The organism is Streptomyces zagrosensis, from assembly GCF_014203645.1.
In the GTDB taxonomy this organism is placed as follows: domain Bacteria; phylum Actinomycetota; class Actinomycetes; order Streptomycetales; family Streptomycetaceae; genus Streptomyces; species Streptomyces zagrosensis.
On record NZ_JACHJL010000023.1, the window covers coordinates 59,137 to 79,202 of the forward strand.

Annotated in this window: 18 protein-coding genes and 1 pseudogene; 14 read left to right on the forward strand and 5 right to left on the reverse strand. The window is 70.2% G+C overall.

Features of this window, described 5'->3' with window-relative positions; genetic code table 11:
• Positions 1-229: 229 nt before the first annotated feature.
• The gene (locus tag FHS42_RS30955) at positions 230-907 is read left to right on the forward strand and encodes a response regulator transcription factor (protein WP_184578393.1); all 678 of its coding nucleotides are present in this window, start codon (positions 230-232) and stop codon (positions 905-907) included.
• Between the two features lie 18 nt (positions 908-925).
• On the opposite strand, the gene FHS42_RS30960 is transcribed toward FHS42_RS30955, so the two are convergent.
• Positions 926-2,011, reverse strand: a complete 1,086-nt coding sequence (locus FHS42_RS30960; RefSeq protein ID WP_184578541.1) for a DUF5937 family protein — start codon at positions 2,009-2,011, stop codon at positions 926-928.
• A gap of 106 nt (positions 2,012-2,117) precedes the next feature.
• Between FHS42_RS30960 and FHS42_RS30965 the strand changes: the two genes are divergently transcribed.
• The 6 genes and pseudogenes from FHS42_RS30965 (at position 2,118) to FHS42_RS30990 (ending at position 8,821) form a co-directional block, all read left to right on the forward strand.
• Positions 2,118-2,477, forward strand: a complete 360-nt coding sequence (locus FHS42_RS30965; RefSeq protein WP_184578562.1) for a hypothetical protein — start codon at positions 2,118-2,120, stop codon at positions 2,475-2,477.
• Between the two features lie 156 nt (positions 2,478-2,633).
• Complete coding sequence (locus FHS42_RS30970; RefSeq protein ID WP_312867111.1) at positions 2,634-3,605, forward strand: Rossmann-like and DUF2520 domain-containing protein; 972 nt, start codon at positions 2,634-2,636, stop codon at positions 3,603-3,605.
• Complete coding sequence (gene panC / locus FHS42_RS30975; RefSeq protein WP_184578396.1) at positions 3,602-4,765, forward strand: pantoate--beta-alanine ligase; 1,164 nt, start codon at positions 3,602-3,604, stop codon at positions 4,763-4,765. Before FHS42_RS30970 ends, panC begins: the two co-directional genes overlap by 4 nt.
• 185 nt (positions 4,766-4,950) lie before the next feature.
• Positions 4,951-6,807: pseudogene (locus FHS42_RS30980) on the forward strand (L-aspartate oxidase); the annotation flags it as partial.
• 125 nt (positions 6,808-6,932) lie between these two features.
• Positions 6,933-8,024, forward strand: coding sequence for a carboxylating nicotinate-nucleotide diphosphorylase (nadC, locus tag FHS42_RS30985; protein ID WP_184578399.1), 1,092 nt, complete (start codon positions 6,933-6,935; stop codon positions 8,022-8,024).
• Entirely contained in the window at positions 8,024-8,821 is a 798-nt protein-coding gene (locus FHS42_RS30990) for a type III pantothenate kinase (protein ID WP_184578401.1), read from the forward strand. Before nadC ends, FHS42_RS30990 begins: the two co-directional genes overlap by 1 nt.
• A 230-nt stretch (positions 8,822-9,051) precedes the next feature.
• Here FHS42_RS30990 and FHS42_RS30995 read toward each other — a convergent pair whose 3' ends face one another.
• Positions 9,052-9,252 carry an NAD(P)-binding domain-containing protein gene (locus FHS42_RS30995; protein ID WP_184578404.1) on the reverse strand — a complete coding sequence of 67 codons (201 nt, stop codon included), beginning with the start codon at positions 9,250-9,252 and terminating at the stop codon, positions 9,052-9,054.
• A 38-nt stretch (positions 9,253-9,290) separates the two neighbouring features.
• On the opposite strand from FHS42_RS30995, the gene FHS42_RS31000 reads away from it, so the two are divergent.
• The 6 genes from FHS42_RS31000 (at position 9,291) to FHS42_RS31025 (ending at position 12,616) form a co-directional block, all read left to right on the forward strand.
• On the forward strand, positions 9,291-9,620 hold the full coding sequence (locus tag FHS42_RS31000) for a winged helix-turn-helix transcriptional regulator (protein ID WP_184578547.1): 330 nt from the start codon (positions 9,291-9,293) through the stop codon (positions 9,618-9,620).
• A gap of 215 nt (positions 9,621-9,835) precedes the next feature.
• Positions 9,836-10,696 (forward strand): hypothetical protein, encoded by an 861-nt coding sequence (locus FHS42_RS31005; RefSeq protein WP_184578565.1) that lies wholly within the window; start codon positions 9,836-9,838, stop codon positions 10,694-10,696.
• 206 nt (positions 10,697-10,902) lie between these two features.
• The gene (locus FHS42_RS31010; RefSeq protein ID WP_184578407.1) at positions 10,903-11,088 is read left to right on the forward strand and encodes a hypothetical protein; all 186 of its coding nucleotides are present in this window, start codon (positions 10,903-10,905) and stop codon (positions 11,086-11,088) included.
• A gap of 108 nt (positions 11,089-11,196) precedes the next feature.
• Positions 11,197-11,592 carry a BlaI/MecI/CopY family transcriptional regulator gene (locus FHS42_RS31015; RefSeq protein WP_184578410.1) on the forward strand — a complete coding sequence of 132 codons (396 nt, stop codon included), beginning with the start codon at positions 11,197-11,199 and terminating at the stop codon, positions 11,590-11,592.
• Between the two features lie 9 nt (positions 11,593-11,601).
• Positions 11,602-12,120, forward strand: coding sequence for an amino-acid N-acetyltransferase (locus tag FHS42_RS31020; RefSeq protein ID WP_184578414.1), 519 nt, complete (start codon positions 11,602-11,604; stop codon positions 12,118-12,120).
• Between the two features lie 160 nt (positions 12,121-12,280).
• On the forward strand, positions 12,281-12,616 hold the full coding sequence (locus FHS42_RS31025; RefSeq protein WP_184578417.1) for a histone-like nucleoid-structuring protein Lsr2: 336 nt from the start codon (positions 12,281-12,283) through the stop codon (positions 12,614-12,616).
• Here the strand turns inward: FHS42_RS31025 and FHS42_RS31030 are convergent.
• Complete coding sequence (locus tag FHS42_RS31030) at positions 12,547-13,413, reverse strand: SCO3374 family protein (RefSeq protein WP_512700946.1); 867 nt, start codon at positions 13,411-13,413, stop codon at positions 12,547-12,549. The two genes, FHS42_RS31025 and FHS42_RS31030, sit on opposite strands and share 70 nt — an antisense overlap.
• A 415-nt stretch (positions 13,414-13,828) precedes the next feature.
• On the opposite strand from FHS42_RS31030, the gene FHS42_RS31035 reads away from it, so the two are divergent.
• The gene (locus tag FHS42_RS31035) at positions 13,829-16,360 is read left to right on the forward strand and encodes an ATP-dependent Clp protease ATP-binding subunit (RefSeq protein ID WP_184578420.1); all 2,532 of its coding nucleotides are present in this window, start codon (positions 13,829-13,831) and stop codon (positions 16,358-16,360) included.
• 217 nt (positions 16,361-16,577) lie between these two features.
• Here the strand turns inward: FHS42_RS31035 and FHS42_RS31040 are convergent, their stop codons facing one another.
• Positions 16,578-17,879 carry a type III PLP-dependent enzyme domain-containing protein gene (locus tag FHS42_RS31040; protein ID WP_184578423.1) on the reverse strand — a complete coding sequence of 434 codons (1,302 nt, stop codon included), beginning with the start codon at positions 17,877-17,879 and terminating at the stop codon, positions 16,578-16,580.
• A 321-nt stretch (positions 17,880-18,200) separates the two neighbouring features.
• Entirely contained in the window at positions 18,201-19,946 is a 1,746-nt protein-coding gene (locus tag FHS42_RS31045; RefSeq protein ID WP_184578426.1) for a PucR family transcriptional regulator, read from the reverse strand.
• Between the last annotated feature and the right edge of the window lie 120 nt (positions 19,947-20,066).

Genomic DNA, 20,066 nt, shown 5'->3' on the forward strand with positions numbered 1-20,066 from the left:
CCGCCGCCCAGAACCTCACAGCCCCCGCAGCCCTCACAGCCCTCACAGCCCTCACAGCCCTCACAGCCCTCACAGCCCCCGCAGCCCTCACAGCCCCCGCAGCCCTCACAGCCCCCGCAGCCCTCACAGCCCCCGCAGCCCTCACAGCCCCCCGTAGCCCCCGAGCCACCAGAACGCAGCGGGCTTACGAGCCACCGCCTCAAGAGCCCCGAGAGAGGGACCGAATCAGATGCGTATCCGCATCATGCTCGTCGACGATCAAGCTCTCCTCCGTACCGGCTTCCGCATGGTGCTTGCCGCCCAGCCGGACATGGACGTCGTCGCCGAGGCGGGTGACGGTCTTGCGGCGCTTGAGGTGCTGAAGACCGCGGAGGTGGACGTCGTGCTCATGGACGTCCGGATGCCGCGGCTGGACGGGGTGGAGGCGACCGCCCGCATATGCCGGACCGAGGGCGCGCCGAAGGTGCTCATCCTCACCACGTTCGACCTCGATGAGTACGCGTTCTCCGCGCTCAAGGCCGGGGCGAGCGGCTTCATGCTCAAGGACGTGCCGCCCGCTGAACTGCTCACCGCCATCCGCGCCGTGCACAGCGGCGACGCGGTGGTTGCGCCGAGCACGACGCGCAGGTTGCTCGACCGGTTCACGCCGATGCTGCCGAGCACCCATGCTGCCGAGCCGGTCCGCTCCGAAGTCGGCAAGCTGACCGAGCGGGAGCGCGAGGTGATGATGCTGGTCGCCCAGGGGCTGTCGAACGGCGAGATCGCGGCCCGTCTGGTGCTCTCCGAGGCGACCGTGAAGACCCATGTCGGCCGCATTTTGACCAAGCTCGGGCTGCGGGACCGGGTGCAGGTGGTGGTCCTCGCGTACGAGACGGGTCTGGTGCGCGCGGGCGGCACGGCCCAGTAGCGGCCGGCCGGTCCGCACTCAGCGCAGCACGCTCTCCAGGAAGTCGCTGCCGAGGCGGGCCACTGCCGTCAGGTCGAGCTGGTGCAGTACGTACCGGCCGCGCCGCCGGGTGGCCAGCAGCCCGGCCTTCTTCAGCACCGCAAGGTGCCGGGAGACCTCGGGCGATGTGATGCGGTGCGCGGCGGCGAGCTCGCCCGTGGTGTGTGTGCCGCGCGCCAGCGACCTGCACAGGTTCATCCGGACCGGGTGGGCCACCGCCTCCAGGCGCCGCTGTACGAGTTCGAGCGCCTGCGGGCGGGGCAGCTCCGGGGAGGCCACCGGGTAATGGACGACGGGACGCCAGCCCGGGGTGTACAGCACCATCAGATGCGGCCAGCCGAAGGCGGTCGGCACGAAGGTGACCCCGGCGCGGTCGTTCGGCAGCAGGGCGGTCGTCTGGCTGGTCGCCAGCTTGTCCACGACGATCCGTCCCCGGTCGGCGTCGAGCGAGAGGGCAGGCGAGACCGCCGCCAGCGCCTCCGCCAGCCCCTTGTGGCGCAACACGTCTGCCTTGTGCCGGGCGTCGGCCGCGAGCTGGACGCGTACCCGCTGCCAGGTGTCGGCGAAGAACGCCTGCTCACAGTCCTCGAACAGGCGGCGCAGCCAGGCTCGTACGGTGGCCGGGTCGGCCAGCATTCGTTCCACGAACGCCGCCTGGCACGGGCCGCGGGCGGCGGCGCGCTCTCTGGCCCGGTCGCGTTCGTACGCATCGCGCAGCGGGTTCGCCATGCGCCCGTAGTCGGCCGAGCAGGAGATCTCCAGCGCGGCGATCACGAACTGCTCCTGCGGCATCTGGTCGAGGCGGTCCAGGTCCTCGGCGAGGGTCGAGCCCGGTGTGCCGGGCAGCAGTATGTCGGAGCGCGTCGTACGCCATAGAAAGTCCGCCTCCTGGAGCCGATCGGCCAAGTCGGGCTTGAGCGAACATGCGGTGGCGGTCGTCCAGTTGTGCAGGCCCGGGTGGTGTGCGGGCTCGGACAGCGCGTGCAGCGCCGCACCCAACTCGGCCAGCGGTGATGGGGCGAAGACGATGCGTTCTGGGGGCAGGCCCGCGATGTCGATGGTCACACTCACACAACCACTGTGCCCTGCCTGTGCCCCAGGTCAAGAGACGCTTGACAGCCTGCGTCAATCGAAGCGCCCCGCCAGGCTGGACCGTCGCAGGGTGAAAGGCATGAACATCACCCAGCAGTACGCACTCGACCTCTACCGCAGCGCACAGCACGGCGAGCCCGCACCGCCCGCACCCGGCCGCCACGACTGGCGCACGGTGCGTGAGCTACGCGAGCACCACACGTTCCAGACGGTGGTGGCGGAACGCGCGGTGGGCCATGGCCCGGCGTCCCGCTTGCTGCGCGCGGCCCGCAGCACACTGATCCGCTGGCTGCGGCCCGCGACGATACGCGGCAGCGCCGGCAGTCCCACGGCAGCGGCCGAGACGGCGGCAGCCAACCACTTGGTGAAGGGAGCGGGGCCGTGGGCGGTGAACTCGCGTGGTGAAGGGGCCGGAGACGGGTGCGGGGTGCGGCCGTAGACCGGTCTGAACTGGCGCTTGGTGGGCGGCTTGTGGGCAGCCCGCAAAGTTATCCACAGGCGCTGGACATGCCTGGGGATCACCGAAGGCACTCGCGTAGCATGGCGCTAAATCGTCCGGTACCCCTCGCGGACTGGAACGGAAGGCCGTCGCTCCGTGAACCCTCAACAGCTCACCGATCCCCAGGACAGACCCGCACGGCTCACCGTCGGGGTCGTCGGCGCAGGCCGCGTCGGGCCCGCGCTCGCCGCCGCGCTGCGGATGGCCGGGCACCGTCCGGTCGCCGCATCCGGCGTCTCCGACACCTCGATGCGCAGGGCCGCCGCCCTGTTGCCCGAGGTTCCGCTCGTCACCCCGGCCCAGGTGCTGGCCCGCGCCGACCTCGTGCTGCTCACGGTGCCTGATGACACGCTGCCCGGCCTCATTGAGGGGCTGGCCGAGACCGGCGCGGTGCGCCCTGGCCAACTCCTGGTGCACACCTCGGGCCGGTACGGCACGAGCGTGTTGCAGCCGGCGCTGCGGGCAGGTGCGCTACCGCTCGCGTTGCACCCGGCGATGACGTTCACCGGTACGGCGGTGGATGTGGACCGGCTGGCGGGGTGCTCGTTCGGCGTCACGGCGCCCGAGGAACTGCGGCTGGCAGCCGAGGCGCTGGTCATCGAGATGGGCGGCGAGCCGGAATGGATCGCGGAGGAGGCCCGCCCGCTTTATCACGCCGCGCTCGCCATCGGCGCCAACCACCTGGTCACGCTGGTCGCCCAGTCGATGGAACTGCTCCAGGAGGCGGGCGTGGCTGCGCCGGGCCGGATGCTGGGGCCGCTGCTCGGTGCCGCCTTGGACAACGCGTTGCGCAGCGGCGACGCCGCGCTGACCGGACCGGTTGCGCGCGGCGACGCGGGCACGGTCGCCGCGCATGTCACGGAGTTGCGCCGGCACGCGCCGCAGGCCGTGCCGGGCTATCTGGCGATGGCCCGGGCGACGGCGGACCGGGCCCTTGCTCATGGCCTGCTCAAGCCGGAGTTGGCCGAGGACCTGCTGGGCGTGCTCGCGCACCAAGATGAGGACGGGCCGGGCGGCACGGGCGGCGGAGCGGACAGCGCGGACGGTACGAGCGGAGGCGGCCGATGAGCCCGCGACGGTGGACCGAGCCCGGCGCCGGGGAGCCGGACGTGGAGCTGTGCACGAGCGTTAGCGACTATGACGAGGCGCTGTCTCCCCATGCGATCCACGGCCGCACGGCTGTGGTGATGACGATGGGCGCTCTGCACGAGGGGCATGCCTCGCTGATTCGCGCCGCGCGGGCCCAGGTCGGTGACGAGGGCCTGGTGACGGTGACGGTCTTCGTGAACCCGCTGCAATTCGGCGCAGGCGAAGACCTGGACCGCTACCCGCGCACGCTCGAAGCCGATCTGAAGGTGGCGGCGGAGGCTGGTGCGGACATCGTCCTGGCCCCCCCGGCGCACGAGGTCTACCCGGGCGGCGCACCCCAGGTGCGGATCGCGGCGGGACCGATGGGAGAGCGGTACGAGGGGACGACTCGGCCCGGCCACTTCGACGGGATGCTGACCGTTGTCGCCAAGCTCCTCCACCTCACCCGGCCTGACGTGGCCTTCTTCGGCGAGAAGGACGCGCAGCAACTCGCGATGATCCGGCGGATGGTCGCCGATCTGAACTTCCCCGTGCGCATCGTGGGCGCCCCGACCATCCGCGAACCGGATGGCCTCGCCCTCTCCAGCCGTAACCGCTACCTCTCGCCCAGCGAGCGGATCACGGCGCTGTCCCTGTCCCGGGCACTGTTCGCGGGCCGCGACGCACTCGCCGCGGCGAGCGTGGCCGCGCTGACGGGTGCGGGTGCGGGTGCGGGCGCTGGTGCGGGTGCTGGTGCTGGTGCGGGTGCTGGTGCTGGTGCGGGTGCTGGTGCTGGTGCGGCGGTGCGCGAAGGCGCGCCCGCCGCCGGCGCCGCCCTCGGCGGGGAGACCTCCGTCGAGGCGGCCGGGCGACCTCGACCCGGTACCCCGAAGCCGGACGCGGGCACGGTCGCCGGGCTGGCCGGCGCACCGCTGCCGGGCGTCGTGCGGGACGCCGCGCGGGCCGTGCTCGCGGAGGCAGCCACTTACGACCCACCGTTGGTGCTCGACTATCTGGCCCTGGTTGACGCCACCGACTTCACCGAGGCCGGCGACACCTTCCACGGTGCGGCCGTGCTCACGGTCGCCGCCAAGGTCGGCAGCACCCGCCTCATCGACAACGTCCGCCTGGAGTTCGCGGAGCGGGGAGTCACGCCATGACGAGCAGCGGCAACAGCAGCGCGACCGCAGGCAGGGACGCGGGCCCGGACAGTGGCGCGCCCCAGGCCGGCGCGCCCCAGGCCGGCGCGGCCGAGCCCGGCGCGGGTGCAACCGATGGGGGCGTAACCGATGCGCGTGCCGTCGGCAGCGGCGTACGTCTGCACGCGTCTGCCCCCGGTTGGGCGATGGACGCCGATGTGGTGGTCGTCGGCTCCGGCGTCGCTGGGCTGACGGTCGCGCTGCGCTGCGCAGCGGCGGGCGCTTCGGTCACGGTGGTCACCAAGGCCCGGCTTGACGACGGCTCGACGCGTTGGGCTCAAGGCGGCATCGCCGCGGCGCTGGGCGAGGGCGACACACCTGAGCAGCACCAGCACGACACGCTCGTCGCGGGCGCCGGGCTCTGCGACGAGCACGCCGTACGCGCCCTGGTCACCGAGGGCCCCGGCGCCGTGCACCGGTTGATCGCCACCGGCGCGCGCTTCGACAGCGACACCGACACCGGCCAGATCCTGCTGACCCGCGAGGGCGGCCACCACCGCAGCCGCATCGCGCACGCGGGCGGCGACGCCACCGGCGCGGAGATATCCCGTGCACTGGTGGACGCGGTCCGCGCGGCAGGCTCGGCCCCCTCGCCGGCCTCTTCGTCTGCCCCCGCCGGCGACCCGGCCACGCCCACCGCCGCCTCCCAAGGCCGCATCGAGATCATCGAGAACGCGCTCGTCCTCGACCTGCTCACGGACGCCAAGGGGTGCGCGGCGGGCGTGACGTTGCATGTGATGGGGGAGGGGCAGCGGGACGGGGTGGGGGCCGTGCGGGCGCGTACCGTCGTCCTCGCGACCGGCGGCATGGGGCAGGTCTTCTCCGCCACCACCAACCCCGCCGTATCGACGGGCGATGGGGTCGCGCTGGCCCTGCGCGCCGGGGCGGAGGTCTCCGACCTGGAGTTCGTCCAGTTCCATCCGACGGTGCTGTGGCTCGGCTCGGACGCCGAGGGCCAGCAGCCGCTGGTCTCCGAGGCGGTGCGGGGCGAGGGCGCGTACCTGGTGGACGACGAGGGCACCCGCTTCATGGTCGGCCAGCACGAGCTCGCGGAGCTGGCACCGCGCGACATCGTGGCCAAGGGCATCATGCGCCGGATGCAGGAGCGCGGCGCGGAGCACATGTACCTGGAGGCCCGGCACTTCGGCGCGACCATGTGGGAACGGCGCTTCCCGACCATCCTCGCCGCGTGCCGCGCGCATGGCATCGACCCGGTGACCGAGCCCATCCCGGTCGCGCCGGCCGCGCACTACGCGAGCGGTGGCGTACGGACCGACCTGCGTGGCCGTACGACGGTCCCCGGGTTGTACGCGTGCGGCGAGGTCGCTTGTACGGGGGTGCACGGCGCAAACCGGTTGGCCTCCAACTCCCTCCTAGAGGGCCTGGTCTTCGCCGAGCGCATCGCCGCCGACATCGCAACCCTGGACGCGACCGACCCGCACCGCGACCCCAACGACCGTTCGCCCAGCCTCAATGACCCTTCCCTGCGCCCCAACGACCGCTTCCCCAGTCCCAACGACCGTTCCCCCAGTCCCAACAGCCGCGCCCCGATCGGCAGCGGTCAGGCCGCGCTTGGCGAAGCCAGTGACCACGATGCGCTTGGCCAGCCCGGTGGCCCTGCGCCCGCCACTCCGCTCCTGGCGCCCGAAGCGCGGTTCGCCGTGCAGCGGATCATGACGTTGGGCGCTGGAGTGCTGCGCTCCGCGGAGACGCTGCGCCGGGCCGCCGAACAACTCGATCGCATCCACCAGGACGCCGCTCAGGCACTCGAAGCCGATGGCAAGACCGCCGAACCGGGCGTCGAAACCTGGGAGGCCACGAATCTGCTGCTCGTGGCCCGGGTGCTGGTGGCTGCCGCGCTGCGCCGCGAGGAGACCCGCGGTTGCCACTGGCGCGACGATTGCCCCGCCCAGGACGACGAGGTGTGGGGCCGCCACCTGCTAGTTGCCCTGCGGCCGGACCGCTCGCTCGCTGTGCGTACCACGCAGACCCCGGCCTTCCCGCCCGTACGACGTGGCCCCGCCGAAAGCCTCTCCGCCAACCCTCCCCCCTCCCAGGCACCTTCCGCAGCTTCCTCCGCCGTATCCGCAACTTCCGCTGGAACTGCTGGTGCTGCTGGAGCTGTCGAATGCAGCCCCATCCTTCCCACCCAGGAGCCGTGATCGTGAGCACCCCCGACGACAGCCCGCAGCCAGCGGACCTCCCGCTGCTGCACATCGACGGCTCGGCCGCCGGGGAAGCCGGCGGAGCAGGCGGCTGCGGTGATGCCTGCGGCTGCGGCGTCCCCGCGGGCGCGGAACAAGACGGCGCGTACCTGCTCGACCCGTTGACCTGCGGGCTCGACCCCGACCTCGCGGCCCTGCTGGTCACCGCGGGCCTCGACCCGATCCAGGTTGAGGACGTCGCGCACCTGGCGATCGAGGAGGACCTAGACCGCGGCGTGGACGTGACCACCGTCGCGACCATCCCCGAGGACGCGGTCGCCACCGGCGACTTCACCGCCCGCGAGGCGGGCACGGTGGCCGGGCTGCGGATCGCCGAAGCGATCTTGTCGGTGGTGTGCACCGACGCGTTCGAGGTCGAGCGGCACGCCGAGGATGGCGACCAGGTAGCCGCCGGCGACCGACTGCTGACCGTCCGCACCCGCACGCGCGACCTGTTGACCAGCGAACGCAGCGCACTCAACCTGATGTGCCGACTGTCCGGCATCGCCACCGCGACCCGCGCCTGGGCCGACGCGCTCGCCGGCACCGGGGCCGCCGTGCGCGACACCCGGAAGACGACGCCGGGACTGCGCGCCCTGGAGAAGTACGCGGTGCGCTGTGGCGGTGGCGTCAACCACCGCATGTCCCTCTCGGACGCCGCACTGATCAAGGACAACCATGTGGTGGCGGCGGGTGGCGTGGTGGCCGCGTTCAAGGCGGTACGGGACGAGTTCCCCGGGCTGCCGATCGAGGTCGAGGTGGACCGTATCGATCAGATCGAGCCGGTGCTCGCCGTAGGCGCCGAGCTGATTTTGCTCGACAACTTCACGCCCGAGCAGACCCGGCAGGCGGTCACGCTGGTCGCGGGCCGCGCCAAGTTGGAGGCCTCGGGCCGGCTGACGTTGGCCAACGCCCGTGAGTACGCCGACACCGGCGTGGATTACCTCGCGGTCGGTGCCCTCACCCACTCCTCGCCCATCCTCGACATCGGCCTGGATCTGCGGGAGGACGGCTGATGCTGCTCACCATCGACGTGGGCAACACCCACACCGTCCTTGGCCTGTTCGACGGCGAGGACATCGTCGAGCACTGGCGCATCTCCACCGACGCCCGTCGCACCGCGGATGAATTGGCCGTCTTGCTCAACGGCTTGATGGGCATGCACCCGCTGCTCGGCGAGGAGTTGGGCGACGGCATCGAGGGCATCGCCATCTGCTCCACCGTGCCCTCGGTGCTGCACGAGTTGCGCGAGGTGACCCGCCGCTACTACGGCGACGTACCGGCCGTACTGGTCGAGCCCGGCATCAAGACCGGGGTGCCGATCCTGATGGACCACCCCAAGGAGGTCGGTGCGGACCGGATCATCAACGCGCTGGCTGCGGTCGAGTTGTACGAGGGGCCGTGCGTGGTCGTGGACTTCGGCACGGCGACGACGTTCGACGCGGTCAGCGCGCGCGGCGAGTACGTCGGTGGCGTCATCGCCCCCGGCATCGAGATCTCCGTCGAGGCGCTGGGCGTCAAGGGCGCCCAGCTCCGCAAGATCGAACTGGCCCGTCCGCGCAGCGTCATCGGCAAGAACACCGTCGAGGCGATGCAGTCCGGCATCATCTACGGCTTCGCAGGTCAGGTGGACGGCGTCGTGACCCGCATGGCCCGCGAACTGGCCGATGACCCCGACGACGTGACCGTCATCGCCACCGGGGGACTCGCCCCGCTGGTCCTCGGCGAGGCATCGGTCATCGACGAACACGAGCCGTGGCTGACCCTGATCGGCCTGCGCTTGGTCTACGAGCGCAACGTCTCCCGTACGTGAGCTACGTGATCCCGTGAGGTACATGGGGCACATGCGGCACACGTGAGGTACGTGAGGTAGGGGCCGCGCGGGAGGGTGGCACGAGGGGAGCCGCCGGCACCTGCCATGAGGAGGTTGCTCCCGTGCCGGCCCCTGCACACGCGGGACCGCGTACGCGCGCCTCCCCCATCTACGTACGCGCGCCTCGCCGCCGCTGCGCCACGCCCGCCTTCGCGCGAGGGCGCCCGCCGCTACCCGAACGCGTGCTCAAGCGGCGGTATCACCGACCGGGCGTCCGCGCCGCCGAACCACAGGCCGATCACGAACAGGGCAGCCGACTCCAACAGGTCCGCCCGGTCCAGGCCGCCCGCCGGGATCGCCGCGCAGCCCACGGCCTCGGCCAGCGTGCGGGCGGTGGCGAGGGCCTCCTCGTCGTCACCGCAGAGCGGCACCCTTCCTCGCCGATTGCCGCGCCCGTCTCACGTTCGATCTGCTCTCCAACACCTGGACCGCGGTCACTCTTTGGGCGCTGCGCGAGGGAGCGTTGCGCCACGGTGAGTTGCGGGCGCGCATCGGTGGCATCAGCGCCAAGGTGCTGACTGAGACGCTGCGGCGGCTGGAGTACAATGGCCTGATCCTGCGCCGTTCGCCTGCGCGGACCCCGCCGCACGTCACGTACGAGATCACCGAACTGGGGCGCATCCTGCTCGAACCCATCGCGATCTGCGGCGGCTGGGCGTTCCAGCACGGCCACGAGGTGCTTGACGCGCAAGAGCGCGCTGAGGCCCGGGCACACGCGGGGGCGCAAGCGGGCGCGTGAGCGACACATGCTCATCCGCACCGCACCGCAACCCGCCACCGCAAGCCGCCACCTCAGACCGCCGCACCGTGGCGCACCTCGACACACCGCCTCCCACCAGCAAGCGCGGAGGCGCGGCCCGGCTACGGGCTCGTGCCAGGCAGGGCTCCAGCCAAGGGCACGCCCGACATGGCGTGCTGAGCGGTATTTGTCCGCTTAGCACTTAAAGTCGTTCCATGCCCACGCCCTATGGATCGCGAGGCGGTATGGCGTTCAGCGCCGAAGAATTGCGCGTGCTGCAACGCGCCCTCGCGCTCGTCCTCCAACCCGCCACCGCCGTCCCCTCCGCCGCGCCCGGCCCCCGAGCTACCGCGCCCCACCCCAGGGCCGCCGCGTCCCACTCCAGTACGGGCCCGTCCACCCCCGGCCAGCGCGGCGCGCCGGCCTCAGCCTCAGCCTCAACCCCAGCCCCAACAGCGGCCACGGCCCGAGCCGATGAGGTGTGGGCGTTCCTGCGGCTGGCCCAGGCCGTGGACGAGGCGGCCCGCGAGGGCGGCCGGCTCAGGGCCTTTGTGCTGGACGAACTCGCCCGCTACCGGGCCGCGCTGCCCGGCGCCGCCACGAGCTACCTAGAGCAGTTGCGAGGCGCCCTAACGGCCGGGTACGCGCCGAGCGCCGATGACCTGACCGCGCTCCGCGCGCTGTGCGCCGATCCGGTGAGCCGAGCGGAGTCGGAACGCAGGTGCGCACTGCTGCGCCGTTGTGAACGTCTGGCGCAGCGAGGCGTACTGGCCCGCCCGATCGCCTTCCCGGGCAGCAGATCAGCTTCGCGCCCCGCCGCCGGGCCCCCACCCGACAAGTCCCCTGGCCGGGCCCCCGCCAAGGCTCCGGGACCGGTCAGGCAGCCTCCCGGCGATGCGGAGCCCAGCGGGCCGCGCCGGCCGGTGCCCACGCCGGGCGAGGCATTCCCGCCCAAGCGCCCCTCGTCACCGCCGCCACCGTCCCCTTCGCCATCGTCAACCCCGTCAACCCCGTCAACACCGGCATCGCCAGCCGATGAACGGTTGGCCACCCCGCCGACCATCCGATCGGCCTGACCGTCCGCGCCTCCACGCGGCCCAGCTACCAGGCGCTGCGTGCGGCACCAGCTACCGGGCGCCGTGTACGGCCCAGCTACCGGGCGCTGCATGCACCCGTATGGTCCTGCGCTGCGCACGCCATGGCCGGTTTGTCGGCCCCTGCCAAGGTCGCCCGTGGCCCACCCCGTAACCTGGGGGCCTCAAGCACAGGGAGGCCGACACTCATGGATTACGTCTCCGCGCTGGTCCCGCCCGCCGTGATGGCCGTGGCCTTTGTCGCGCTGATCAAGACCATCGTCAAGAGCCAGGGCGGCGCCAACAAAAACAAGGAAGACGCTGCCGTGGACGCGGCGCTGGCGCGAGCGGAGCCGACCCGGCAGGGCGGCACCACGGGGAGCCACGGCGCCTGACCACTGGCCCCGCCGAGGGCGTACGAACCGAGCCGACCGGCCGGAACGTGCGCCCTTTTCTGTTCTTAATAAACGGGCATTTACGGCATCTCCCACTATTATTCACATGTGCCTCGACCATTGGGAGAGCTAGAAGACGCGGTGATGACGCGGGTGTGGAAGTGGAACCGCCCGGTCACTGTCCGAGAAGTGCTGGAAGACCTTCAGCGGGAACGCTCCATCGCGTACACGACCGTCATGACGGTAATGGACAACCTTCATCAGAAGGGCTGGGTGCGGCGCGAAGCAGAAGGCCGTGCCTATCGATATGAGGCCGTCTCCACCCGGGCTGCATACGCTGCCGCACTCATGAACGAAGCGTGGTCCGCTAGTGACAACCCGGCAGCCGCCCTCGTGGCGTTCTTCGGGATGATGTCCGAACAGCAGCGGGAAGCGCTGCGTGATGCCATGCGGGTGGTACAACTCGATGGGCCCGGCGACACCTCAAGTGAAGCGGGGCGATAGCGTCCGGCCATGTCCGCACTATCAAAAGTCGTCACTGTACGCCGAGCCCGCACCTCCGATGTTCGTGCGGTACGGCGCCTCATCGACGTGTACGTGGGTGAGCGCATCCTGCTCGACAAAGCGACCGTGACGCTTTACGAGGACATCCAGGAGTTCTGGGTCGCGGAGCGAGACGAGGACGGTGAGGTCATTGGCTGTGGCGCGCTCCATGTCATGTGGGAAGACCTGGCCGAGGTGCGCACTCTCGCCGTGCATCCAACACTGACGGGTAGCGGCATCGGGCACCAAGTGTTGGACAAGTTGTTGCAGACGGCTCGATGGCTAGGGGTTCGGCGAATTTTTTGCCTCACCTTCGAAGTCGAGTTCTTCAGCAAGCATGGCTTCGTAGAGATCGGGGAGACGCCGGTCGATGGTGATGTCTACAGCGAGCTGCTGCGTTCCTATGATGAGGGCGTCGCAGAGTTCCTTGGCCTCGAACGGGTGAAGCCGAACACCCTTGGCAACAGCCGGATGCTTCTGCAACTGTGATCGCCGGCCTCTATGTCCGAATCGCTCACCTATCACATAGCTCCGCAACGGAGTGTTCCCACGCGGATGCGTAGCTGAACCTTCGCTGGGGGTTTGTGTTTTCTCGGGAAAAGCGGTTTGCTAATGCCTCGTAATCCCTTATCCATGAAAGGAATCCTCAATGGCACAGAAGGTTCAGGTCCTTCTTGTCGATGACCTCGACGGTGGCGAGGCCGACGAGACCGTGACGTTCGCGCTGGATGGCAAGACGTACGAGATCGACCTCACCACGGGTAACGCGGACAAGCTTCGTTCCGCTCTTGAGCCGTACACCAAGAGTGGCCGTCGCACGGGAGGCCGTGCCGCCGGTGGCCGGGGTCGCGTTCGGGCGGGTGCGAGCAGCAGCCAGGACACGGCGAAGATCCGTGCCTGGGCGAAGGAGAACGGTTACGAGGTCAACGACCGCGGTCGCGTTCCGGCCACCGTGCGCGAGGCGTACGAGAAGGCCAACGGCTGAGCACGGCCGGCATCATTTCGCCGTACGCGCAGCAGTCGGGCTCGGTGGCATTCCGTCGCAACGGCGCTGACCAACCGGACCAGATTCGGGGCATGGAGATCGCTCTGAAAGCCGTCCATTCCCGCACTGTCGGGAAGGCCGTGGAACCCTCGGGCTCCCTCCCCGTGCCGGAGGCCGAGGGACGGCAGTGCTTCTTGTGCTTGTCGCGGTTGCTGCGGTTGCAGCGCTTGTCGCGGTTGCTGTGCTTCCCGCGGCGGGGGTGTCTGCCCCGCTTCGCACCCCGGCCTGGGAGGCCGCACCCAGGTGGCGGTCTCCCGCGAGCCGAGTCGTTCCCCCACGATCGCGGGGATGGGTGCGGGGGCGGCCATACGGCCCCCGATGCCCAGTGCGGTCAGTTCCAGGGGGACGCCGCCCCACTCCAGCCAGTCGAGCAGCCCAGGCAGCTCGTCCGCGCTGCCTGGGGCCACCAGAAAAAGCATCGTCGGCCCGTGCACGGCCACGGGGCCGGTGCGCGGCACCCGGCGCAGTACGGCATCTCCCGCGTCGGCAGGCAGCGCCAGAACGTCGAAGCGCAGCCCGGTCAGCAACTGGACCGGCCCCTCGCACGCCGGGGATGCGGGCCAGCCCAATACGCGCTCGTACCACTCCCGCACCGCGTGCTGGGAGGCGTGGGGGCCCACCGCACAGGGGTGGCTAGGGGGCGTACGAGTAATGGGAAGTGGCGCGGCGGCCGGGTCGGATGCTGCCATATTCGAGGCAACCTGCCGAACGACTAGGGGGTTACGGTCGGTTGGCATGCCGTCGCCTTCTGTGGTCGGCCTGGGGTTGCGCGAGGAGTATTCGGGGTGTGCTGTAGGCGCGAGGTTGTTCGCCCGTAGCGGATGGAACAGACCCGCGCGGCATGGACTGTCAGTGCGTGAGGGTAAGACAGACCTAGTGGGAAGGGGCGGCCCGGCGGCTGGGACAACGGCGCGTTCGCCATCGGCGTAGTGGTGGTGTGCGTAGAAGCTTGGCCTGCGGGAACATCGTCTCGCACCATCGGGTTGGAGCAGGTGTCGGCTGTACGGGGCAGGAATCCCTCCCCACCGCTGTGGGGGAGATCCCGGGTGTCGGCAGTTGGAATGAGCGGTCCCTGCTTGCGGGACTAAGCTGCGGAAGGACAGGGAGGGGATCGTCCCCGATCTTTCTGACCGCTCTGAGGAGCGATTAACGATGTTCGAGAGGTTCACCGACCGCGCGCGGCGGGTTGTCGTCCTGGCTCAGGAAGAAGCCCGGATGCTCAACCACAACTACATCGGCACCGAGCACATCCTCCTGGGCCTGATCCACGAGGGTGAGGGTGTCGCCGCTAAGGCCCTGGAGAGCCTCGGGATTTCGCTCGAGGCGGTCCGGCAGCAGGTGGAGGAGATCATCGGTCAGGGCCAGCAGGCCCCGTCCGGTCACATTCCCTTCACCCCCCGTGCCAAGAAGGTGCTGGAGCTGTCGCTCCGAGAGGCTCTTCAGCTCGGCCACAACTACATCGGCACGGAGCACATTCTGCTCGGCCTGATTCGCGAGGGTGAGGGCGTCGCCGCCCAGGTCCTCGTGAAGCTCGGCGCCGATCTGAACCGGGTCCGGCAGCAGGTCATCCAACTGCTTTCCGGTTACTCCGGGGGCAAGGAAGCCGCCACGGCTGGCGGCCCCGCCGAGGGCACGCCCTCGACGTCCTTGGTCCTGGACCAGTTCGGTCGGAATCTGACGCAGGCCGCCCGCGAATCCAAGCTCGACCCGGTCATCGGGCGCGAGAAGGAGATCGAGCGGGTCATGCAGGTGCTTTCGCGCCGCACCAAGAACAACCCGGTTCTCATCGGCGAGCCCGGCGTCGGCAAGACGGCGGTCGTCGAGGGTCTGGCGCAGGCCATCGTCAAGGGCGAGGTGCCCGAAACCCTCAAGGACAAGCACCTCTACACCCTTGACCTGGGCGCGCTGGTCGCCGGTTCTCGTTACCGCGGTGACTTCGAAGAGCGCCTGAAGAAGGTACTCAAGGAGATTCGCACTCGCGGCGACATCATTCTGTTCATCGACGAGTTGCACACCCTGGTTGGTGCCGGTGCCGCCGAGGGCGCGATTGACGCCGCCAGCATTCTCAAGCCGATGCTGGCCCGTGGTGAGCTCCAGACCATTGGCGCTACCACGCTCGATGAGTACCGCAAGCACCTGGAGAAGGACGCGGCCCTTGAGCGCCGTTTCCAGCCGATCCAGGTTGCGGAGCCGTCGCTGCCGCACACCATCGAGATCCTGAAGGGTCTGCGCGACCGGTACGAGGCGCACCACCGCGTTTCCATTACCGACGCCGCCCTCGTGGCCGCTGCGCAGCTCGCCGACCGTTACATCTCCGACCGCTTCCTGCCGGACAAGGCCATCGACCTCATCGATGAGGCCGGTTCCCGGATGCGTATTCGCCGGATGACCGCTCCGCCGGACCTTCGTGAATTCGACGAGAAGATCGCCGATGTGCGCCGGGAGAAGGAGTCCGCGATTGATTCGCAGGACTTCGAGATGGCCGCGGGGCTGCGCGACAAGGAGAAGCAGCTCCTGGCCGGGAAGGCGAAGCGCGAGAAGGAATGGAAGGCCGGCGACATGGATGTCGTCGCCGAGGTGGACGAGGAGCTGATCGCCGAGGTTTTGGCGACGGCCACCGGCATTCCGGTCTTCAAGCTCACCGAGGAGGAGTCCTCCCGGCTGCTGCGCATGGAAGACGAGCTACACAAGCGCGTCATCGGCCAAAAGGACGCCATCAAGGCGCTCTCGCAGGCCATCCGGCGTACGCGGGCCGGCCTTAAGGACCCGAAGCGCCCCGGTGGTTCGTTCATCTTCGCGGGCCCGTCCGGTGTCGGTAAGACGGAGCTGAGCAAGACCCTCGCCGAGTTCCTCTTCGGTGACGAAGACGCGCTCATCTCGCTTGACATGTCGGAGTTCAGCGAGAAGCACACGGTCTCGCGACTGTTCGGCTCGCCCCCCGGATACGTGGGGTACGAGGAGGGCGGCCAGCTCACCGAAAAGGTGCGCCGTAAGCCGTTCTCCGTGGTCCTCTTCGACGAGGTCGAGAAGGCCCACCCGGACATCTTCAACTCGCTGTTGCAGATCCTGGAGGACGGTCGCCTGACCGACTCCCAGGGTCGGGTTGTGGACTTCAAGAACACGGTCATCATCATGACGACCAACCTCGGCACCCGGGACATCTCCAAGGGCTTCAACCTCGGCTTCGCCGCCGCGGGCGATGTCCGCACCGGGTACGAGCGGATGAAGAACAAGGTCAACGAGGAGCTCAAGCAGCACTTCCGGCCCGAGTTCCTCAACCGTGTCGATGACACCGTGGTGTTCCACCAGCTCACCGAGGAAGACATCATCCAAATTGTTGACCTCATGGTGGACAAGGTGGACGAGCGTCTGAAGGACCGCGACATGGGCCTTGAGCTCGACGCGGAGGCCAAGGCGCTGCTGGCCAAGAAGGGTTACGACCCGGTCCTTGGCGCCCGGCCGTTGCGCCGCACGATCCAGCGGGAGATCGAAGACGCACTGTCGGAGAAGATCCTCTTCGGCGAACTGCGCGCTGGTCACATCGTGGTCGTCGGCGTCGAGGGCGAGGGCGAGCCCAAGGACAAGCAGTTCACCTTCCGCGGCGAGGAGAAGACGGCCCTGCCGGACACTCCTCCGATCGAGTCCGCTGCGGGTGGCGGCCCGAACCTGACGAAGGAAGCGTAGGCCCGCTGGCGCGTGCACGCCGGACCCGACCGTCCGACGCGCTCCGCGGCATCGCGGGTGAGCTCACAGGCTGCCCCCGGAAACCACCGCAACGGTTTCCGGGGGCAGCCTTTTCGCGCGGTGAGCGCCGCGCGGTGACCAGCCGTCGTCGGGGCGGCGGCTGCGCGCTGCCGTGGGGCGGCTCCGCGCTGCGCTGTGTGGGAGGCAAGAGGGGGCGTTAGGCGCCGGAGCCGGCGAGGATTTGATCGGTGGTCTCGGCGGGGCGCACGAGGTGGAAGTGCACGTTCCCCGTGGCGTCTACTCGAACGCCGTACACCGCGGGAACAGGCAGGCTGTTGTAGCGGAAGGGCGTGGAGAAGTAGTAGGCGCCCGTGTCGAGCAGCGTCACGATGTCACCGGGCGCGAGCGGCGGCAGCGGCCGGGCCTCGGCGACCATATCGCCCGCGAAGCAGCACGGCCCGGCGATGTCCTGTTCCACCAGTTCCCCGCTCTTGGTGACGCCCGTGGGGTGGTGGGCGCCGATGCGTAGCGGCCACGAGTCGGGCATGAACACCGTCCGCACGGCGACCTGCGCCCCAGCGTGAGTGATCGCGATCGATCGGCCGCCGGATGACTTGGTGTACTCCACGTAGGCGGCCATAAAGCCGTTCTTGGCCAGCAGGGAGCGGCCGAACTCGGTGACCACCTGGTACGCGCCCGTGAACAGGCCCGGGGCATATTTTTGCAACCGTGCCACGTACGCCTCGTACGTGGGCGACGTCTCGTCGCTGGCGAAGTTCACCGGCATCCCGCCGCCGATGTCGATGCCGACCACCTGGCGCCGGCCCAGTGCGGCGTTGACCTCGTCGGCGAAGTCCACGGCCTTCGCGACACCCCGCGCGATCAGGTCAGGCGGGCAGCCCTGCGAACCCACGTGGGCATGCAGCCACGTGAGCCACGGCCGCTGCTGGAACGCGTGGAGCAGCCGCTTGCGATTCCCCTCGTCCTCCAGGGCGATGCCGAACTTGGACGTTTGCGTGGCCGTGCTCATGGCGCCGATCGACCCGCCACCGACCTGCGGGTTGATCCGTACGCCGAGCCGTGAAGGGGACGGGCGCGATGCGATGAGCTCGTCGATGCGGTCCAGTTCCTGGAAGTTGTCCGCGTTGACGGCGATGCCCAGGTCCAGGGAGTGGACGAGTTCCGCGCGGGTCTTGGCCGGCGAGTCGAAGACGATACGGTCCGGCGCGAAGCCGGCCGCCAGTGCCTGGGCCAACTCGCCGGGGCTCGCCACCTCACAGCCCATGCCGAGGGTGCGGAGCTCCTTGAGCACCGGAACCAGGCAGTTCGCCTTCGCCGCGAAGGTGTGGAGCGCGGGCAGCGAGGCCGGGAAGGCGGCGTGCAGCGCCGCGACGCTCGCGGCCATGCCGTCCAGGTCCACGAATCCCGCCAGGAGCGCGTTCTCGGGGTCGATCAGTCGCCGCCGTACCGCGGCGCGCAGGATGTGCTCGCGTCGTTTGGCCGCCTGAGTCAGGGTCATCTCACGCCTTCCGGTTCGTCCCGTCCGAGCTGCCCAGCGCCTTCCCGGGGGATGTGACCAGGCTGCCCGCGGGGCGCTGGCATGTCTTCGTCCAGATGCCTGACGTTCGCGGAGGCGCCCCGCGCCGCACGCCAAGGGCGTGAGCGTCCGAGCGGCCATTTGGTGCGGAACGCGGAGCGCCGCCCTGTTTTGTGCTGCGATCCGACGGGGTGGCGGATGGGGGAGTCCCGCAGCGGGGGAGCGGGCGTCGCGGAGCGGGGCAGGGCAGGATGCCCTTCGACGGAGGGTGGGGCGAGTGCGGGGCAGACGGCTCAGCCGCTGTCAGTGTTGTGGTCTGTCCTGGTCCAGCAGGCGGAGCTGCATATGGGCCAGCAGCCGGGAGTCCGGGTCATCCACATCGATGCCGCACACCTCACGTAGCCGCTTGATGCGATAGCGCAGGGTGCTGACGTGGATGCCCAGGGCCTGGGCGGTGGCGGCGGTGTCCCCGAAGTGGTCGAGGTGGGCGCGGAGCGTGGCGACCAGGGCGCCACCACCGTGCCCCGCGTCGTACGCCGCGAGCCGAGCGACCGGGGTGCCCGGCGGCAGTTCCACTTCGCGCAGCGCGTCCAGCGCCCAGAGCAGCGCCACCGCCTCGGCCAGGTCCGTGGCCCGGGCCACGGTCAGCACGGGAGGCTGATCCGCCCGGAACAGCAGGGCGCGCAGCGCCAGTTCGGCCGTTTCTCGTGAATCGGGTGCCTGGTCGAGGCGCGGCCTGGCCTCGCCGAGCCCCACCCGTAACGCCGTACCAAGGACCGCGGACACCTGCCGGGCCAGGGCCTCGCCTAGCCGCGTCACCTGGGAAGCCGCCTGCTCGGGGTCCTTCGCCAGGCCACCCACCAGTACCAACGCGCCTCGCCCCGATGGCACCACCACCGCTTGGCGCTCCTGCGCGGCACAGTGCAGCACCAACTGGTCGGTCAGCCTGGTGGCGAGGTCGGCGGCGCCACCATCGGTCCCCTGGCGGGAGCCCGGGCCGCAAGCAGCTCCGGAGCCAGTTCCAGAGCCAGAGTCAGCTCCGGCGTCAGGCTGGGCTGTCGGGCCGCACACGGCCAGGACCGCGCAGTGGCCCTCCACCGGCAGCGCCGTGCGCGCGCTCAGCGCCTCCGCCGACCCCCGCCCCTCCAGGAGAGCGCGCGCCGCGTCCAGCACCAGATGTGCCTGGCCCGCCCGGCGAAACCGGTGGTGCAGCAGATGCGGAGCCGCCGCCCGCGCCGCCGTGCGCAGCGCTTGCCGCGCGGTCGGCGGCAGCGGTTGCCCGGCGGCGGCCACCCAAAGCGACCCGAGAATCTCGCCGCCCGCGGAGATGGCGATGGCCAGCCGCTCGGGTACGTTGCCCGCGGCCGGCCGGTGGATGACATCGCCCGAGCCCCACAGCGCCGGGAGCAACCCGTTCCGCTGCATGTCCGCCACCCGCGGACGCGGCACCTGGCGCCCCAGGATGGTGCGCTGCCGGAACTCGTCCACGGCCTCATCGGTGGACGAGTACGCGAGGACCCGCGACTGCGGGTCCTCGATCGTTACGGAGCCACCCACCAGCGCGGCCACCGCCTCGGCCAGCCGATCCAAGTCGCCCAGCGCGACCGTGGCGAGGTCGGGGTCGGTCGGTACGCCCGCGGCCACCAGGCCCGCGCGCAGTGCCCCCACCAGCCGCGCCCAGTCCACCCAGGCGGTACGAAAGAGGATGGCGGTACCCGCATCGGCTGCGGCTGCCCGCAGTGCCGCGCTCGGTTGCCCCGTGCCGTCCTGTCGGAAGACCACGGCCACCGCTCCGGCCCGCCCCGAGCTCCGTACCAGCTCGACGGCGTCGGCCGACCGCGGTTCCACTCCGACCGCGAGCAGCAACTGCCCTGTCACAGGGCCCGGTTCCTGTGCGTCCAGTACGACGACCCCGTGCACGGGAACTTCGAGGCCAAGCGGCGCCGCGAACAGCTCAAGCGCCCCCGCCCCGACCACGGTCAGGAGCCGCTCCAACGTCAGGGCGGGTTCCTCACGCACCACGGTGTTGAACGAATCCGCTGATGGCATCGGCGTCCCCCGGCGCTGCGCTGCGAATCGAAGTGGCCCGGGCACGCGCTTCCGCTCGGCGCGGGCCGGGCCCCGCCAGCGTACTGGCTGGGCCGCTTTCCGGTACCGGGTTGCGGGCAC

Excerpts from the sequence above, each read along its gene's own strand:
- FHS42_RS30955 (WP_184578393.1), top strand. The coding sequence starts at position 230 with ATGCGTATCCGCATCATGCTCGTCGACGATCAAGCTCTCCTCCGTACC.
- FHS42_RS30965 (WP_184578562.1), top strand. The coding sequence starts at position 2,118 with ATGAACATCACCCAGCAGTACGCACTCGACCTCTACCGCAGCGCACAG.
- panC (WP_184578396.1), top strand. The coding sequence starts at position 3,602 with ATGAGCCCGCGACGGTGGACCGAGCCCGGCGCCGGGGAGCCGGACGTG.
- nadC (WP_184578399.1), top strand. The coding sequence starts at position 6,933 with ATGCAGCCCCATCCTTCCCACCCAGGAGCCGTGATCGTGAGCACCCCC.
- FHS42_RS30990 (WP_184578401.1), top strand. The coding sequence starts at position 8,024 with ATGCTGCTCACCATCGACGTGGGCAACACCCACACCGTCCTTGGCCTG.
- FHS42_RS31005 (WP_184578565.1), top strand. The coding sequence starts at position 9,836 with ATGCCCACGCCCTATGGATCGCGAGGCGGTATGGCGTTCAGCGCCGAA.
- FHS42_RS31010 (WP_184578407.1), top strand. The coding sequence starts at position 10,903 with ATGGATTACGTCTCCGCGCTGGTCCCGCCCGCCGTGATGGCCGTGGCC.
- FHS42_RS31020 (WP_184578414.1), top strand. The coding sequence starts at position 11,602 with ATGTCCGCACTATCAAAAGTCGTCACTGTACGCCGAGCCCGCACCTCC.
- FHS42_RS31025 (WP_184578417.1), top strand. The coding sequence starts at position 12,281 with ATGGCACAGAAGGTTCAGGTCCTTCTTGTCGATGACCTCGACGGTGGC.
- FHS42_RS31030 (WP_512700946.1), bottom strand. The coding sequence starts at position 13,413 with ATGCCAACCGACCGTAACCCCCTAGTCGTTCGGCAGGTTGCCTCGAAT.
- FHS42_RS31035 (WP_184578420.1), top strand. The coding sequence starts at position 13,829 with ATGTTCGAGAGGTTCACCGACCGCGCGCGGCGGGTTGTCGTCCTGGCT.
- FHS42_RS31040 (WP_184578423.1), bottom strand. The coding sequence starts at position 17,879 with ATGACCCTGACTCAGGCGGCCAAACGACGCGAGCACATCCTGCGCGCC.
- FHS42_RS31045 (WP_184578426.1), bottom strand. The coding sequence starts at position 19,946 with ATGCCATCAGCGGATTCGTTCAACACCGTGGTGCGTGAGGAACCCGCC.